At 57.6% G+C, this 16,339-nt stretch carries 11 protein-coding genes; 4 read left to right on the forward strand and 7 right to left on the reverse strand.

Going from position 1 to position 16,339, the window contains the following annotated elements:
• Positions 1 to 37 precede the first annotated feature (37 nt).
• On the forward strand, positions 38 to 841 hold the full coding sequence (locus BLU63_RS04995; RefSeq protein WP_010463189.1) for a SirB1 family protein: 804 nt from the start codon (positions 38 to 40) through the stop codon (positions 839 to 841).
• A 115-nt stretch (positions 842 to 956) separates the two neighbouring features.
• Here the strand turns inward: BLU63_RS04995 and maiA are convergent, their stop codons facing one another.
• Genes maiA through hmgA form a run of 3 tightly spaced genes read right to left on the reverse strand, consistent with a single transcriptional unit; the run spans position 957 to position 4,217 of the window.
• Entirely contained in the window at positions 957 to 1,592 is a 636-nt protein-coding gene (maiA, locus tag BLU63_RS05005) for a maleylacetoacetate isomerase (protein ID WP_083375001.1), read from the reverse strand.
• A gap of 12 nt (positions 1,593 to 1,604) precedes the next feature.
• Positions 1,605 to 2,909, reverse strand: coding sequence for a fumarylacetoacetase (gene fahA, locus BLU63_RS05010; protein ID WP_083375002.1), 1,305 nt, complete (start codon positions 2,907 to 2,909; stop codon positions 1,605 to 1,607).
• Positions 2,910 to 2,912: 3 nt separating this feature from the next.
• Positions 2,913 to 4,217, reverse strand: a complete 1,305-nt coding sequence (gene hmgA, locus BLU63_RS05015; protein WP_083375003.1) for a homogentisate 1,2-dioxygenase — start codon at positions 4,215 to 4,217, stop codon at positions 2,913 to 2,915.
• Between the two features lie 165 nt (positions 4,218 to 4,382).
• Here hmgA and BLU63_RS05020 point away from each other — a divergent pair, with 165 nt between their 5' ends.
• The gene (locus tag BLU63_RS05020) at positions 4,383 to 5,186 is read left to right on the forward strand and encodes an IclR family transcriptional regulator (protein WP_010463197.1); all 804 of its coding nucleotides are present in this window, start codon (positions 4,383 to 4,385) and stop codon (positions 5,184 to 5,186) included.
• Between the two features lie 52 nt (positions 5,187 to 5,238).
• Here the strand turns inward: BLU63_RS05020 and BLU63_RS05025 are convergent, their stop codons facing one another.
• From BLU63_RS05025 to BLU63_RS05040, 4 genes are all read right to left on the reverse strand, one after another.
• Complete coding sequence (locus BLU63_RS05025) at positions 5,239 to 8,736, reverse strand: dermonecrotic toxin domain-containing protein (protein ID WP_083375004.1); 3,498 nt, start codon at positions 8,734 to 8,736, stop codon at positions 5,239 to 5,241.
• A 390-nt stretch (positions 8,737 to 9,126) separates the two neighbouring features.
• A complete protein-coding gene (locus tag BLU63_RS05030; protein WP_083375005.1) occupies positions 9,127 to 11,682 on the reverse strand; it encodes a LuxR C-terminal-related transcriptional regulator in 2,556 nt (851 codons plus the stop codon).
• 140 nt (positions 11,683 to 11,822) lie between these two features.
• Positions 11,823 to 13,190: a DUF1329 domain-containing protein gene (locus tag BLU63_RS05035; protein ID WP_077750189.1), complete on the reverse strand. Its 1,368-nt coding sequence runs from the start codon at positions 13,188 to 13,190 to the stop codon at positions 11,823 to 11,825.
• A 23-nt stretch (positions 13,191 to 13,213) separates the two neighbouring features.
• Positions 13,214 to 15,007 (reverse strand): DUF1302 domain-containing protein, encoded by a 1,794-nt coding sequence (locus tag BLU63_RS05040; protein WP_083375006.1) that lies wholly within the window; start codon positions 15,005 to 15,007, stop codon positions 13,214 to 13,216.
• Positions 15,008 to 15,684: 677 nt separating this feature from the next.
• On the opposite strand from BLU63_RS05040, the gene BLU63_RS33610 reads away from it, so the two are divergent.
• Both BLU63_RS33610 and BLU63_RS05050 read left to right on the forward strand, forming a co-directional pair.
• Entirely contained in the window at positions 15,685 to 16,077 is a 393-nt protein-coding gene (locus BLU63_RS33610) for a hypothetical protein (RefSeq protein WP_331716976.1), read from the forward strand.
• Position 16,078: 1 nt separating this feature from the next.
• Positions 16,079 to 16,339 (forward strand): bacteriocin immunity protein, encoded by a 261-nt coding sequence (locus tag BLU63_RS05050; RefSeq protein WP_010463210.1) that lies wholly within the window; start codon positions 16,079 to 16,081, stop codon positions 16,337 to 16,339.

Consider the following 16,339-nt stretch of genomic DNA (forward strand, 5'->3'; position numbering starts at 1 on the left):
CGACGGGGCTAAAACGAGGCATTGCCCGGAGATTTCGATGACGCCGCGCCAACGTTTTTTTGACTGCCTGCAACGATCACCACCCGCGCTGTTCGAGGCCGCGCTGTGGATGGCGGCCGAACATGACAAAGAGGTGGATGCCGAGAAGGTGCTGGCAGACTTCCGAGACCTGCAACAGCGGGTCAGCCATGGCTTGCCGATGCTGCCGGTGAGCGAACTGGCCCAGCCGCTGCTGCGGCGCATGAATGACCTGGGGTTCGCCCAGGACGATTTCACCCCGTTGCGCCCGCAAGTGGCCCTGCTCAACAAAGTGCTGGAACTCAGGCGCGGCCAGCCGTTGTCCCTGGGGCTGATCGCACTGGAGTTGGCCAAGCGCCTGGAGATCCCTTTGGTCGGGGTCAATTTCCCCGGTCATTTCCTGCTGCGGGTGCCGGGCGCCGATCATCTGCTGGACCCCTGCGGTGGCCGCCGCTTGTACCCCAATGATTGCCGTGAACTGCTGCAACGCCAGTACGGCCCGAACATGCAACTCAACGCCGAGCACATGCTGACCGCCGACCCTGTGCAGATGCTGCAACGGCTGTCACGCAATCTGCGTCAGTTGCACCTTGCCCACGATGACTACATCGGCGCCTTGATCGACGCTGAACGCGTGCTGGCACTGGGCAACGCCAACGCCGCCGATTACCTCGCCCGGGCCAGCCTCTATCAACGGCTGGATTGCCCGAACGCCGAGCGTTTCGACCTGGAGCATGCGCTGCTGCTCAGTGATGACCCGATCCAGCGGATTCGCCTGACTGAACGACTGGGGCATTTGCCGCCCAACTCGATCGTCCACTAACGCCCCCTGTAGGAGCGAGGCTTGCCCGCGAACCGGGCGCCTCGGTCTGTCAGCACGACCTCGTTATCGTTCTTCGCGGGCAAGCCTCGCTCCTACAGGGGGGGCGCGTGGGGCTTTAAGGGGTGTCTGGCTGGTTCGCCGGGTGGGCCTTGATGAAGGCGGGATGGGTTGCGGCCAACGCCGCCACTCGGCGAATCCGTGGATACGCCTCAAGCGAAATATTGAAACGTTCGGCGGCATAGAGCTGAGGGATCAGATACACATCCGCCAGGCCCGGTTCGTCGCCAAAGCAGTAACCGTCATCACCGATCAACTGTTCCACCGTCGCCAGCCCTTGGCTGATCCAGTGCCCGATCCACTCCACCACCTGCGGTTCATCGTGGCCCAACTGCCGCAGCTTGTTGAGCACGCTGACGTTATGCAGCGGATGCACGTCGCAGCCGATTACCGCCGCAACACCACGCTCATGAGCGCGCGCGGCCAGGTCTTTGGACAGCAACGGCACCTGTGGATAACGTTCCTCCAGGTACTCGATGATCGCCGGCGACTGGATCAACAGGCCGCCTTCATCGGTTCGCAAGGCCGGCACGCGCCCTTGTGGGTTGATGGCCTGATACGGCGCTTGCCGATGCTCGCCACCTGGCGGTGCGATCAGGTTGACCGGCAGTGCCTGGTAATCCAGGCCCTTGAGCGCCAACGCGATGCGCACCCGGTACGACGACGTCGAACGGTAGTAGGTATAAAGCTCCATGACCGGATCCTCTTAGCGCGCCGCGATCACTTTGCCACGGCATTCGCCGAAACCGATGGAGGCAAAACCGTCGCGGCTGCAACGGGCGCGCAGGATGATTTCGTCGCCGTCTTCGAGGAATTTGCGCACCTCGCCCGACGCCAGCTCGATCGGCTTTTTCCCGCCTTCGGTGATTTCCAGCAAGCTGCCGAATTGACCGCTTTCCGGCCCCGACAACGTGCCCGAGCCAAAGAGGTCACCGGCCTGCAACTGGCAGCCGTTGACGCTGTGGTGCGCGACCATTTGCGCCACGGTCCAGTACATATGTTTGGTGTTGCTGAGGGTCAGGCGATGGGCCGGGAGTTTTTGCTCGCGCAGGCCTTCGGTGAGCAACAGCACTTCCAGCTCGATATCGAACGCTCCTGCGGCTTGATCGCGCTTGTCGAACAGATACGGCAACGGCTGTGGATCGCCTTCCGGACGTGCCGGCTGAGCACGGCGGAACGGCTCCAGCGCTTCGGCCGTCACTACCCACGGCGAGATGCTGGTGATAAAGCTTTTTGACAGGAACGGCCCCAGCGGCTGGTATTCCCAAGCCTGGATGTCGCGCGCCGACCAGTCGTTGAGCAGGCAGAAACCGGCAATGTGATCGGCCGCATCACCAATGGCGATCGAGTCGCCCATCTCGTTGCCCGGGCCGATCCAGATGCCCAGTTCCAGCTCGTAATCCAGACGTGCGCACGGGCCGAAGGTCGGCTCGGTCTGACCGGCCGGCAAGGTCTGGCCTTTCGGGCGGCGAACGTCGGTGCCGGAGGGGCGAATGGTCGAGGCACGACCGTGATAACCAATCGGTACGTACTTGTAGTTCGGCAGCAAAGGGTTGTCGGGACGGAACAGTTTGCCGACGTTCTGTGCGTGCTCGATGCCGACGTAGAAGTCGGTGTAATCGTTTATTTTCGCCGGCAGGTGCATCTCGCAATTCGCCGCCAGCGGCAGCAGTTTTGCGCCTTGGGCTTCGATCTTGCCATGCAGGGTGCTGCCTTCAGCGAACAGGTCCAGCAGACGTTCGCGTAGCGCCACGCGAGCCTCACGGCCCAATTCGAAAAACGCATTGAGCTGGCCGCCACGGGTGGCTTCTACGGCGGTTTTTGCCAGGCCGTCGAACAGGCCGGCGTCCAGTGCCGCTTCCAGATCAAAAATATGTTCGCCAATGGCCACACCGCTGCGCGGTGCCGAACCTTTTACGCTGAACACGCCCAGCGGCAGGTTTTGCAGTGGGAAATCAGCGTGGCCGTTGGCGGAAGAAACCCAGCTACGAGTGATGGAAGTCTGAGTCATGGGTTATCTCCGGGTCGGGTCGAAAGTGGCGGGCAGCGAGGCCCAGCAGGCGTCGTAATTGGTTTGCAGTTGCGGGCAATCCAGGGCGAAACGGCTCGGGCGCAGCACCTGGCTGGTCTCGAACATGAACGCCATGGTGTTGTCGATTTTCGCCGGAGCCAAGTCAGCGTTGATTGCCTTGGTGCAGGTTTCGCCATCCGGGCCATGAGCACTCATGCAACTGTGCAACGACGCGCCGCCGGGCAAGAAGCCTTCGGCCTTGGCGTCGTACTCGCCCTTGATCAGGCCCATGAATTCGTTCATCAGGTTGCGGTGGAACCACGGTGGCCGGAAGGTTTTCTCGGCCACCATCCAGCGTGGCGGGAAGATCACGAAGTCCAGATTGGCCAGGCCGTGGACACTGGTCGGCGAGGTCAGGACGGTGAAGATCGAGGGATCCGGGTGATCGAAACTGACCGTGCCGATGGTGTTGAAACGGCGCAGGTCGTATTTGTAAGGCACGTTATTGCCGTGCCAGGCGACCACGTTCAGTGGTGAATGATCGAGCTCGCAGCCCCACAACTGGCCGAGGAATTTCTGTATCAGGGTGGTCGGTTGCTTGAGGTTTTCGTAATGCGCGACGGGGGTCAGGAAGTCTCGCGCGTTGGCCAGACCATTGCTGCCGATCGGCCCCAGATCCGGCAGGCGCAGTGGTGCGCCGTGGTTTTCAGCGATGTAGCCGCGAGCGTGCGGGTCAAGCAATTCGACGCGGAATTTCAGACCGCGCGGCAGCACGGCGATTTCCAGCGGCTCCAGGTCCAGCAGGCCCAGTTCGGTGGCGATGCGCAGGCGACCCTGCTCGGGCACCAGCAACAGTTCACCGTCGGCATTGAAGAACACGCGTTCCATGGAACGGTTGGCGCGGTAGCTGTAGATGCTGATCCCGGCGGGTTTGTCCGCGCCCGAGTTGGCGGCCATGCTCACCAGCCCGTCGATGAAGTCGGTCGGCTCGGTCGGGATGTCCAACGGGTTCCAGCGCAGGCGATTGGGAGTCACTTCACCCAACGGACCACCGGCCAGTTGCCGCTCCAGTTTGACGAACGCCGGGTGATTGGCCGACGGCTGAATGCGGTACATCCAGGTGCGTCGCGCTTCGCTGCGGGCCATGGTGAACGCGGTGCCGGAGAACAGTTCAGTGTAGAGGCCGTAAGGGGCTTTTTGCGGGGAGTTCTGGCCGACGGGCAGTGCGCCGGGCAACGCTTCGCTGCTGAATTCGTTGCCGAAGCCTGACTGATAAGCCAGCGCTGGCGCCGTTGAATCGAGGTTCATGGAGCCTCCTGAACAGGGAGTAGGCAATGGCCTGTCGCTCTGCTGCAGAGGTCTCGGCACGCCAGGGTTATTTTTATCGTAATTCGATTACGCATAACGTAATTTGATTGGTATTGACCGTCAAGCTATAAAGACGCCCATTCGTCCCGGGATCACATCGCCTCCATGGAAACGCCGCGCAACAACGATAAGCAGAAAGTCCGCTCGGCCGAGGTCGGTACCGACATCCTCAAGGCCCTGGCCGAGTTGTCGCCCTCGACCTCATTGTCGCGCCTGGCCGAACACGTGCAGATGCCAGCGAGCAAGGTCCATCGTTATTTGCAGGCGCTGATCGCCAGCGGTTTTGCCGAACAAAACGCAGCAACCAACCACTACGGCCTGGGCCGTGAAGCCTTGCGCGTCGGCCTCGCCGCCCTCAACAGTATGGACGTGCTGAAAGTCGCCGCCCTGCCCTTGGCCGAGTTGCGCGATGAACTGAACGAAACCTGCTTTCTGGCGGTATGGGGCAATCAGGGCGCGACCGTGGTGCACATCGAACCGGCGGTGCGTGCGGTGACGGTGGTGACGCAATTGGGTTCGGTGCTGCCGTTGCTCAGCTCGTCCACCGGCCTGGTGTTTGGCGCGTTTCTACCCAAGCGCGAAACCGTGGACTTGCGCGACCAGGAACTGAAAGACACTGCCGACCACGCCTTGGCGAATGATCAGGCGTATGCGCAGTTGTGCGAACAGATCCGCGAACGCGGCCTGCATCATGTGCATGGGTTATTGATGCCGGGGGTGGACGCCTTGTCGGCACCGGTATTCAACGCGGTGGGGAACGTGGCGGCGGTCTTGACCATTGTCGGCCCGACCTCACTGTTTCACGCTGACGAAAACGGCCCGGCGGCGCAGCGATTGCTGGCGGCGACACGGGCCGTGAGTTGGCGGATGGGGTATGAGACACCGCCGATGTCTGAAGATCGGAACTGATCAGCTCCGATCATTTATGCTCTGGATAACGCCTTGATGTGGGTCCCGACCATCAACCGATCACGCGGGTCGAACTCTCGGGGGTCCAGTGCGGCACAGCCACCGCAGTGACATAACTGATTCCAACCGGAACGCCCGTGACGGCCGAGAGCACGTCGGTCAGATCCCTGATTGTGGACAGCAGACCAAGTGCAGAGGCCGCCGATCCTACCGAAGCGACCTTACCCAGGTACATGAGGATTGCCCCACGCCATGCGGCAGCAAAATGCGCATTGGCGCCTGCAGAATCCCCATGGCTGGATGCAATGATGCCTTGCACGATCGAATGACTGATCTTCAACACACTGACGGCGAATCCCACCGGCGGGACAAAGATCGAGATCACATCCAATGCCACTTCGAGAAGAATCTTGGTCTCCTGCCAAAACGCTTCGACTGGCGTGGTGGTCAGGACATCCAGATCATCAAGTGCTCGATTAATCAGACTTTCGTACTCGGCCTTGAAGTTGTAGACCGGATGGGTTCCGCCCAACCCCGGTACTGGCAGCGAACCTTGCGGATCTCCGGACTTGCTGATGTAGGCGCCGACCCTGTCCTGCCCACGTAAACCGGCCAGACTCCGAAGATGCTCGCCCAAAAGTCGATCGTTCTGGATAGCCTTGGATAAATCACCGACCCAGATAAAGGACTTGCCAGGCGAATTCGGGATATAGGCAAACTTCACATGCCCCTCACCAAAAACGTAACCCCCCGCTATGCGGGCACCTTCAAGCCAGAATTCATAAACCCCTTCGCCAGGTTCACTGCCGGGTGAAACACCGTCTGGCGTCCTTGTGTCTCGATCCAGCCCCTTGATTGACTCGATCAGCCAATCATAATGCGCCGACGGCAACGTGCCATTGAGCTTTTGCGTCAGTGCCGCCCTGAACATCTCGTTTTTCTTGAGCTCCCGATACAGGTTTGCCCGCAGATCAATATCCGGCGTCCATAGAAAGTTTGATTTCAGATAATGGCTGTAATGCTTGCCGGGCATCAAGTCGATTAGCTGATTGAGCGTACTGGAATTCAGCTCAGTCATTGGCTCGCCCGTGTCCTTCCACCAGAACTCAGACACCCGGATACTGTCTCTAAGCGTATTCGATCCAGGCAGCAAGATTTTCTCGAACACATTCGTATCGCTGCGCCACAGATGCCAATTGATAAATAACTGTGTCAGCGTCATTGCGCCTTTATGAAACTTCACCATGACTCGATCAGGATCGATTCGGCGATCGCCCGCCCGGCCCAGATACTCATTCAAATGGTTCATGACCAATTCACGAGAAAACTTTTGAAGGCCCTCAATATGAAATATGTCTTTTGACGCGTTATAGATGGCCTTGAAGTCCGTGGTCAATCGATTGAACAGCCGGCGATCAGACGTAGGGGCGTTTCGGTACCAATGGGGCGTGACGGCCTTTTCTTCCGCGTCTTCCCAGTCAAGGACACTTTGAATACTGCCCTTTAACATTTCACTTTCAACCCAGGCAACAAGATTGACCTGGTCCCACCATGCTCTGCCCTGAATCCTCTCCCTCGGTTCACCACGCGGCCATTCCTTGCCGAACACTTCATGTTCCAGGTTATGTCGATCACTCACATGCACTTGGGTTCGAAGGTAGGTGCGTCCCTCTTCTTCAAGGGCCCACAACCCTATATACCGTTGCAGACTGTCCAGATCGGAGAATTCGTACCAGTCTTTATTCATCGGGGAGCCCGGTGCATAGAGCACGTACGTTTTGAGATTCGAGTCTCCTCCTTTCCTCCGGTAGACAATGAGATCCTTCAAGGGCTTGAAGTTATAGAAAGCGCTTAACGCAATCCCAGACGCTTCAATAGAGGGATCACCAAAGTTGTAACGCTGAACAATATCCTGCGCAGTCGAGGTGACGTGTTTTTGCAAGATGGCGCCGAACAGGGTCAAAGCTGTCTTTCGACCCAACACTTCCCGCATCGCTTCCTTGACGTTCTGCTGGCCATACACTCTCTGCCGTGCGGGGCCGTACGCCAGACGCAGATCCAGCGTTTCAATGGCTCGCATTATGTTTTCAGGCGTCAGTCTGGCGAGGTCATGGTTTTTCTCCAGCGTAATCGTGTAGCGCCCTGCCTGATCATGTGCCCCATACATGAACGCTTGGGTCAGTGTTTTCCGCTCAATGTGTTCTACCCGTTTACCATTCGCCATCCTGACCGAGTGCTGAATATTCACGAACACCGTGTCAGGATCGATTCGCTCGTCGGTTCCCGGCGAGATAAACGCCTCTACGGCCTGTCGGGCATAAGCTGCAAGAGTCACCACGTCCTTGGTCAACTCATGAAGCTGAATCTGGCTTTCAAGCAAGTTCTTCTCCAGACCGACATATAGCTGCTGATTGGTGACATAGGCCTTCTTAAACCACTCGGGCCGAGCGTTCTCCAGCATCGCCTTGATCAAGAGCACATTTCGCGCATTTTCAGAGCGTACAAATGTATCCATGGACAGAACAGAATCCAGCGGTACCCACGCCGCCTCGGTATGCGCGCCGACGGTCACTAATTTTCGTACTTGATAGATGACATCAAGACTTTGCCTCGCCAGCACGCCGTTATTGCAATGCTCAAACAGATCTTCAAGGATTCTCGCGTAGCGAATCGCTGGAACACTCGATACCAGACCTCGCTCGTCCTCCGGCAGCCCCTGCAAAAGTTCGGTGCGGTTTGACGCATCGGATAACCGCTGTTGCAACGTTTTATGAAGGTCACTCACGGTGCCGAATTTTTCCAATCCACCGAATGGTGAATAAAGAACAACCTCTTGACTGACTGCTGGATTCAGTTCATTTGCAACAGCGCCAGAAAGAGAAATCACAAAGGTGGATGCCAGCGTCGAAAAACCCCCCTGTTGTTTTTCAACCGAGACGGCATAGCAGGTACTTGGCAGTCCCGAACCGATTAAACCATTGATGGTCGCGACGTCGCCTTTGGACAACAGATTCTCGCTGGCCGCCAGGTCCAGTTCGCGCCAGAAAAGTCGCGCCTGAAGAGTGCGCAACTCCTGTTTAGGCGACGGTAAAGGACGATTTCCACTATCAACCAGAGAGGATACGCGCCAATATTCACCTAATACGGAACTGCATTTCTCAGGCAGGTTTTGCATCAGTTCGGCGATCATTTTTCCAACGTTTGCCACATCCAGATATTTCAGCCTGAAGGTTTCTGTGCCGATCTTATCCAGCTCATACATTCCATATATATCAGCAGTGTATTGGGGTGGCCTGCCGCGCTTTAAGCACTCAAAAAACACATCTAGCAGGTTGCCGGTGGGTTCCGCAGATGTTGGACTTGCACCCGAACGAAGATTTACAAAACGGCGTGCTATAGAGCCCTCTGAATCCATCTTCTGAAATTCGGTCGTCAGGACAACCTGAAGAACCGCCTTGAACGAAGGAATTTTCCTGAGTGCTTCGAGTAAATTGTTACGTGCTTCACGTACTTGTTCCAGCATTGCATTTGTTGCTTGCTCGTCTTGCATTAGAAATCTCGTTAGTTTGATCATAAAAAACGGCACGTTGCTGCCGATTAACTTGAGACCAAACTAAAACAGATCGCCTTATTATTAAAAACTCAAAAAATCTTTCAACATTTGTACAAGCAACTTAAACACAGAAGCGACACATAAAGAAAAAACGAAATAGATGAAATCGTACCCCTCACAACAAAGCGACGCACTCAGCCACCGCTGAGTTTTACACTGTGACAACCGCCTCACCCCAATCTTCAATCAATCATTAAAACACCAGACCTTACATATAAGATGAAACATCTTCCAGTGCAATTTTTCCCAACCTGAAAACAACGTAAAACAGAACCGACTATTCGCACTCTGAGGGCGCCTCCCCCTTAATAAAACGTATTGCGCTCTTCAATCCAATAAACCGACACTCTTGGCTTTCGCAACCGCCTGAGTCCGGCGCTCCACGCCCAACTTCCCGTGAATTCTCCGTGCATGTGTTTTCACCGTATGCAAGGAGATAAACAACTGCTCGGCTATTTGTTGATTCGAATTGCCCAGAGCAATCAGCTTGAGCACCTCCACTTCACGCTGACTGAGCGGATTGACTTCACTCACCTGCAGATTTTTTTCCGAACGATCCCAACCATCATCCAGTACTGGCAGAAGATCAGGCTTTCGCAATTGCAACTCAACGAGCGCTTGGCGAAGCCCATGGTGCTCAGAAAGATTCAACCCTTTGCGCAACCAATCTCGGGCACCGACGCTGTCACCGTTCTGCCACGCGACTTCGGCTGCGCCGAACAGCAATTCGACCTCCAGCGCCAGCATGCCTGCGAGCTGCGATTGTTCGAGTGCCTCGGCGAAATGGCTCAGCGGGTCTTTGGCCTGGTGCAGGTCGACCTTTGCCAACACCAACAGATAATCGATCCGTGCGATCAACATCAGGGTCGCGGGAGGCGCCTGCCGTGCATGCGGGCCACGATAGTGGCGCAGTACTCGACTGAGCGCCTCATGGGCCAGTTCCGGGCGCCCCTGCTGTAGCCAAAATTGACTGCTGATCTGCAATAGCACACCGCGGTAAACGGTGTCGGGAATCTGCCGTTGCTGCATCAAGCGCTCGGCATCGCGAAGATAGACAAATGCTTGGGCATAGTCGCGCTGATTGGCCGCCACCTGCGCCAAACCGAGGAAACCGTAAAGCACCCGTTTGTCGTGGTTGCGCATACAGATAGACAGCCCCGCTTCGAAACACGCAACAGCCTGCGTATCCAAGCCTTGGCATAAACTCAAGCGCCCACGGTGCAAGGCAATTCGCCCCAGCAGGGGTTCGGCAATCCGCTGCTGTTGAGTGAGCATGTTCTGAACGTTGGCGAGCAAATGGTCGGCTCGCTGAGGAGCACCACGTTGCTCCAGCAATTGCGCATGATCAAGTTCCAGCAGCCCTTCGAAAACCAGCGAGCCTTGCGCACGCGCCAGGCACAACGCATCGCGATTGATGGCTTGTGCCACTTCGAGCTCGCACCTGAGCAGGGCCTGTTGCGTCAAACCCGACAGGCACATCAAGCGCACAGGCCAGAGGTCAGGACCGAGCACATTCAGCGCATCGAGAAAATGCGCGCTTGAACTGTCCATCCGCCCTTGAAGATGCAGCAGCCAACCCTGCTGCGCCTGCCACCGTGCGATCAGTTGCCGCTGCAGAATCGCCGAGGGCTGCGGGATGAATCGTGACAACTGCTCGATGCAATCGGCGGCTTGCTCAAACCGCCCGGCAAACAACGACGCCGCCGTGATCAACCCGACCAGTTGCGGCGAACCGTACATCAGCGCGTCACCTTGTTGCTCGTACAACCGCAACAACAGCACGACGGTCTGCTCCTCGAATAAATGCTCGAAACTGAAATGCTGCAACAGGCTGACCGCGACCTCGAACTCTTCGGCCAGCAAGGCCTGTTCGAACGCAGCTTTCCAGTCCTGCTCGGCGGCAAACCACTGACAGGCACGGCGATGCCAGGAACGTCCGGCCGGCCATTGTTCATCGCGCATCAATTGCGTGAGTGGGGAGAAGATCTGCAGCCAGTCGGCGGAGTCCTGCCAGGGCTCGATAAAGCCCCCCAGATCCTGCAACGTCTTCAGGCATTGCGCGCCCTCCCCTGCGCCAAACAGGTGATCGCACAGCCGAGCGTTGAAGCGTGGCAAATGCGCGAGTACCCGCCAGGCTTCCGTCAACTCCGGGGTCAGGCCGGAAAACAGTTCGTGTTCGAGGTAATCGAGCAATGTGTCAGGTCGGCTGTGATGCGGGTCGTTGCGCGACCAGTCGCATTTTTGCAGCAGCGCAATGCGTACACCGGCGCACCAGCCACCACTGCGCTGGATAATCTTGCTGGCAGCGGTGCTGGCATCGGCCGGTGTCAGGTGGCGCAACAGCGAGGCAATCTCCGTTTGATTGAAGGCCAGCGTGGCGCGCTCGCATTCGTACAATTCATCATCGAGCAGCAACCGCGGCCAGTTGCATTGCGGGCGACGGCGGGCACCCAGCCACCAGATCAGCGCCGGGCTGCTGACGGCCAGCATGCGATCCAGCAGTTGATCGAGTTCCGGGTTCGGAACGCGGCAATAATCATCGAGAAACAGCCAGGTCGGCGCCTGCAATCGAGCCAGCGCACCGAGCATCGCCGGCTCTTCTGCCGAAGCCAGCCCCAGCGCTTCTGCCACTCGCTGACGAAAATCCACCGTGCTCATCGCTATGCCAGATAACGGCAACCAGCACACCCGGCATGGCGGCGGCGCCTGTAAAAGGCAGTCGGCGAGCAGCGCAGTCTTGCCACTGCCGGCGGGCGCGCAGAGTAATTTCACCCGGGACGTGGACGCTAACAAGGGACCGGTCAATCGATCACGCGACAGGTGATGAGAGGACAGACGGGGCAGGAATCCAGAACGGTCAAGACACGGGGTCATGGCGGTCATTGCGGCGTGCCTATTTATAATTGTCCGGCAACCCTAGCCCTCTCCAACCCGCTTGTTGAGAAGTATTCAGAACGCTGATTGGCAGCCATAAAAAAGGCGACCCACCGGTCGCCTTCTGCACTGCGAATGTATCAACGCCCTTACCGGACGCCCTCGGCACGCAACGCCGATGGCGTGTAGTCCGCCGCCTTGGCTTCGAAGCCGAATTCAAAGCTGTGCTTCTCTTCGTTCTTCATCCCCAGCGCAATGTATCGACCGGCAATGATGTCGTAGAGCGCTTCCAGGGTGTACGCCTGGGTCTGGTGATCGTAGTAATACTGGGCGTGACCCTCGGCCACTCGCCACAGTTGACCGCGACCGTCATAGTGATCCACCAGCGCCACTTGCCAGCTGTCTTCGTCGATGTACATGTGGCGTTTGGCGTAAATGTGCCGCTCGTTCGGCTTGACCGTGCCGATCACTTCCCAGACCCGGTGCAGCTCATAGCGGGTCAGGTCCTGGTTGATGTGGCCGGCCTTGATGATGTCGTCGTACTTGAGACTTGGCGAGTCGAGTTTGTAGCTGTTGTAGGGGATGTACATTTCCTTCTTGCCGACCAGTTTCCAGTCATAGCGATCCGGCGCGCCGGAGAACATGTCGAAGTTGTCGGATGTGCGCAGGCCGTCAGCGGCAGTGCCCGGCCCGTCGTAGGCGACTTGCGGGGCGCGGCGCACGCGACGTTGGCCGGCGTTGTAGATCCATGCCAGGCGCGGTTCTTTCACCTGATCGAGGGTTTCGTGCACCAGCAGCACGTTCCCCGCCAGACGCGCCGGCGCCGTTACCGACTGCTTGAAAAAGGTCAGCACGTTGGCGGCTTTTTCCGGGTCCAGGTCCTTCATCAATTGCGGAACGGCGATCTCTTCCTCAAAGCGGATCGGCGTGTAGCTGCCGTTGGTCTGCGGCGTCACCTGGGTAATGATGCGTCGCAGGTTACCGCCGTGATAACGGGTGATGTGGTTCCACAACACTTCCACGCCGTTCTTCGGAATCGGGAACGCGTAGTAGCGGTTGCCGGTGAAATTGGCCAGGCCGTTACCGTCGTTGATGCTGTTCACGTTCAGCGCGCTGCGCTTGGCCGACTCGTAGATTTCCGGTGGCACGGCCACGGTGCGGTGACTCGGGTAAACCGGGATCTTGTACGTTTCCGGGTAGCGCTTGAACATCGCCACCTGGCCTTCCGAGAGTTTGTCCTTGTACTTGTCGACGTTGGCGGGGGTGATCACGAACAGTGGTTTTTCGCTGGCGAACGGGTCAGCCAGGAAGCCTTTGCTGTCCACCGCGCCGGCGTTTTTCGGGAGGCCACCGGTCCACGCCGGGATCGAACCGTCGGCGTTACCGGCCTTCTCGGCGCCGAGCGGCGTGAGGGAAGTACCGAGTTTGTTCGCTTCGTCCGGCGACACCGCCGCCATCACGTTGGCCGCCAGCAGGCTCAAGGCCAGGGCGCCGCATTGCAGAATCATCTTGCGCATCAAATTCATCCTTCTCAGCCAGATCAGAAGTTCACGCCGAAGCTCAGTGCCAGGAAATCGCGGTCTTCCAGGGTGTTGTAGTCACCACCGAAGAAATCGGTGTAACTCAGGCTCGCGGTATAGGTGTTGCGGTAGTCGGCATCGACACCGACGCTGACCGCCTTGGCGCCTTCGTTGAACAGCCCGTTGGGGCCATAACCCGCGACGTCATGGGACCAGGACAGGTTGGGCTTGAGGTTGATCCCGCCGATCACGTTGGCGTAATCGAGGATCGCTCGGGCACGGTAGCCCCAGGAGGTCGAGGTGACGAAACCGTCGGTATCGCCGCCGAAACCATACTGGCCGTACACCGAGTCGCGGCCGTAACGCAGGTTGCTGCGCGACTCCAGGCCACCGACGTGAACCACCGCCGCTTCGCCGACCAGGGTCAAGCGCTGGGCACCCCACACTTGATCGTAGAATTGCGTGAGGGTGCTCTGGATCTGCGTGATTTCCTTGCGGCGATAGCCTTTGTTGTCAGCGCCCGGGGTGGTGGCGATCGGTGATGCAGCGCCACCGGCAATCGGGTTGAGCAAGGCCAGGGTCAGGTCGTTGGTGCTGACCTGCACGGGTGCATTCGGCCGATAGCTGATCTCGCCGCTCCACGCGGTGCCGGTCGGCAAGGTAGTGGAGAAGCTTGCGCCGTAAAGGCGAATGTCTTCCGGGTATTCGAGGTAGTACTGACCGCGCCCCAGCATCACGCTTTGCGCCAGTCCCGCACCGCTGCCCGGCGCCAGACGGTTGGCCACACTCACCATCCCCGGCAGGCTGGCCAGTGTCGACAGGCCGGCCGTGGTGGTGCCGACCGTCGGCGTGCGGCTGTGGTAGTTCATGAAATACAGGCCGTACTCGGTGTCGTCACCGAGCCAGCGCAATGCTGTGCCCCACTGCCCGGAATCCCGCGCATCACGGTCGCCACCCCGGGGAACGACCAGGCCCTCGCGGGTCACCTGGAGTGGCTGACCGAAAGCCGATGCCAAGGGCGCCAAGGGTGCAATCGCCGGACTGCCGACGGTGTAATTGTTGTTGCAACCATCCGCCACCACGTCGTTGCCGAAGAAGGTGCCGCAGTTGTCGACGACGGTCTGGTCCCACTCCAGTTGATAGAAACCTTCCACCGAGAGCTGATCAGTCAGGCCCTGGGAGGCGAACAGCATGTTCACCGGAATCAGCCCTTCCTTGATCTCGGCGCCCGGCCGACGGAACGCTGAGACGTCAATCGGGTTGATGCTGTTGATCGAGTTACCGATGAAGGTACTTTCACCCCAACTCACCACCTGCTTGCCGGCACGCACGGTGCCCGGCAGATCGGCGATGGAATAGTTGTGATAAACGAAGGCATCGAGAATCTGCGCACCGGAGGACTTGGCGCCTTCCTTGCGGCCACTGTCGCTGATCGGCTTGAACTCGCGGTCTTCGTCCTTCAGCTCGAAGTCGTACCAGTACTTGCCACGGACGAAGACGCCGGTGTCACCGTATTTCAATTCGAGGTCGTGCAGGCCCTTGAAGATCTTGGAGAAGGTTTCGCCTTTCTTGAAGTTCAGCCGGCCGTCATCACCGGTCGAAGACTGACCGGTCCCGCCATTGACGGTGCCCACCAAAGATCTATCGGCATCGCGCATGCCCCAACTCGCGCCGACGGACAGCGAGGAGTCGAACGTACCCTCGATTTCGCCAATGTTGAACGCAACAGCCTGCGCCTGGGCACAGCAGCCCAAGGCAACCGCAGCGGCCAGCGCTTGCGGTGTGAAGATGGCGCGCATTGTTGTTTTTGTCATGCGTCTTCCCCGGTGAGTGACAGAAGGCCCCACCCTACTGCCGCACGTTGGGAGCGATAAGCGCACCAAGGAGGTATTCGTGGTGTACCTCTAAAGGATGAATAGCCGGATGGGGCGGGGGTTTGCGCGGGGTATGGATGGGCTGGATGGGGGACTATCAGCAGAATGCATGGCAGCAGCTGCTACAGGGGACGTGGCGCGTGGGACTATTGCTTAGACTGCAACAGTGCATGTCGTGAATCGCTGTTTTTCCTTTCAGCTCAACGGCTTATTCTTGCCGGGCTTTCACGGCAAACCGCCAGAAAGCGCGAATCGATGGCGTGCGTTCAGTCCACGCCATTGGCGACAGAATCCAGATGAATCGACGCTTTTTCGATTGATCGCCCTGTGTTCACTGACGTTGATTTGTAGCTCCTTGATCCAACGTCTTGCTTTGGCCGCTGCGTTTGCAGCGGCCTTTTTTATGGGCGAGGGTTTTGGGGATGGCGATGGGGATTTTCGCTGAAGAATCTCCTGCAAGATATTTCCTATAACCGCATAAGAAACATCTCTTTACGCGAAAGACATTCGCGTCTTTATTCCTGCCGCATCGAAACTTCTCTCAACCCTGTATGTAACAGCCCACACATCTCTCGGACCCAGACTTTCTGGTTTTGGTTGTAACCTTTATGGGCACGATGCAACAACTCGACTTTATTAAAAGACATACCAACAACGCGCCCATTCTAAATCGCCCTGCACATTCAAAAGGATATGAATATGCAAAAGCCACCGAGACCAGGTTTCCTAGACATCAGTGTGCCTGTCCATACGATCGGACAAGCACCCGATCACATAACACCTATACCGCTAACAGCGACCGAAGTGATTGCGGGCCCACACGGACACGGCATAGCGGTTTACTACCAGAATCTCAATACAATAAAAGCCACTTCCAATGCGTTGAAACAGGAATACTTGAGCTACACCATGTGAACCAAATTTCAAAAGATGGCGAGATATTTGACATGGACAACATCCGAATCGTCACCCCGAAACGACACTCAGAAATACACAAAGGAGATAAATGACATGAGCCTCTTTGACCTCTCCGACTACACCGAAACAGAATTCCTTAAGTTCGTTTCCAGAATCTGCCAATCAGAATACCCGACAGAGAAGGAACAGATTGATGCAGTACTTTTGTTTGAAGAACTAACAGAGCACCCCGACGGCTCCGACTTGATTTACTACGCAGATTCAGACGAAGAATCAACACCCGAAGCTATCGTTGCGAAAGTTAAATCATGGCGAAACATAAATGGCAAACCAGGCTTCAAACCCGAAGAATAA

This window comes from Pseudomonas mandelii (assembly GCF_900106065.1).
Lineage (GTDB): Bacteria > Pseudomonadota > Gammaproteobacteria > Pseudomonadales > Pseudomonadaceae > Aquipseudomonas > Aquipseudomonas mandelii.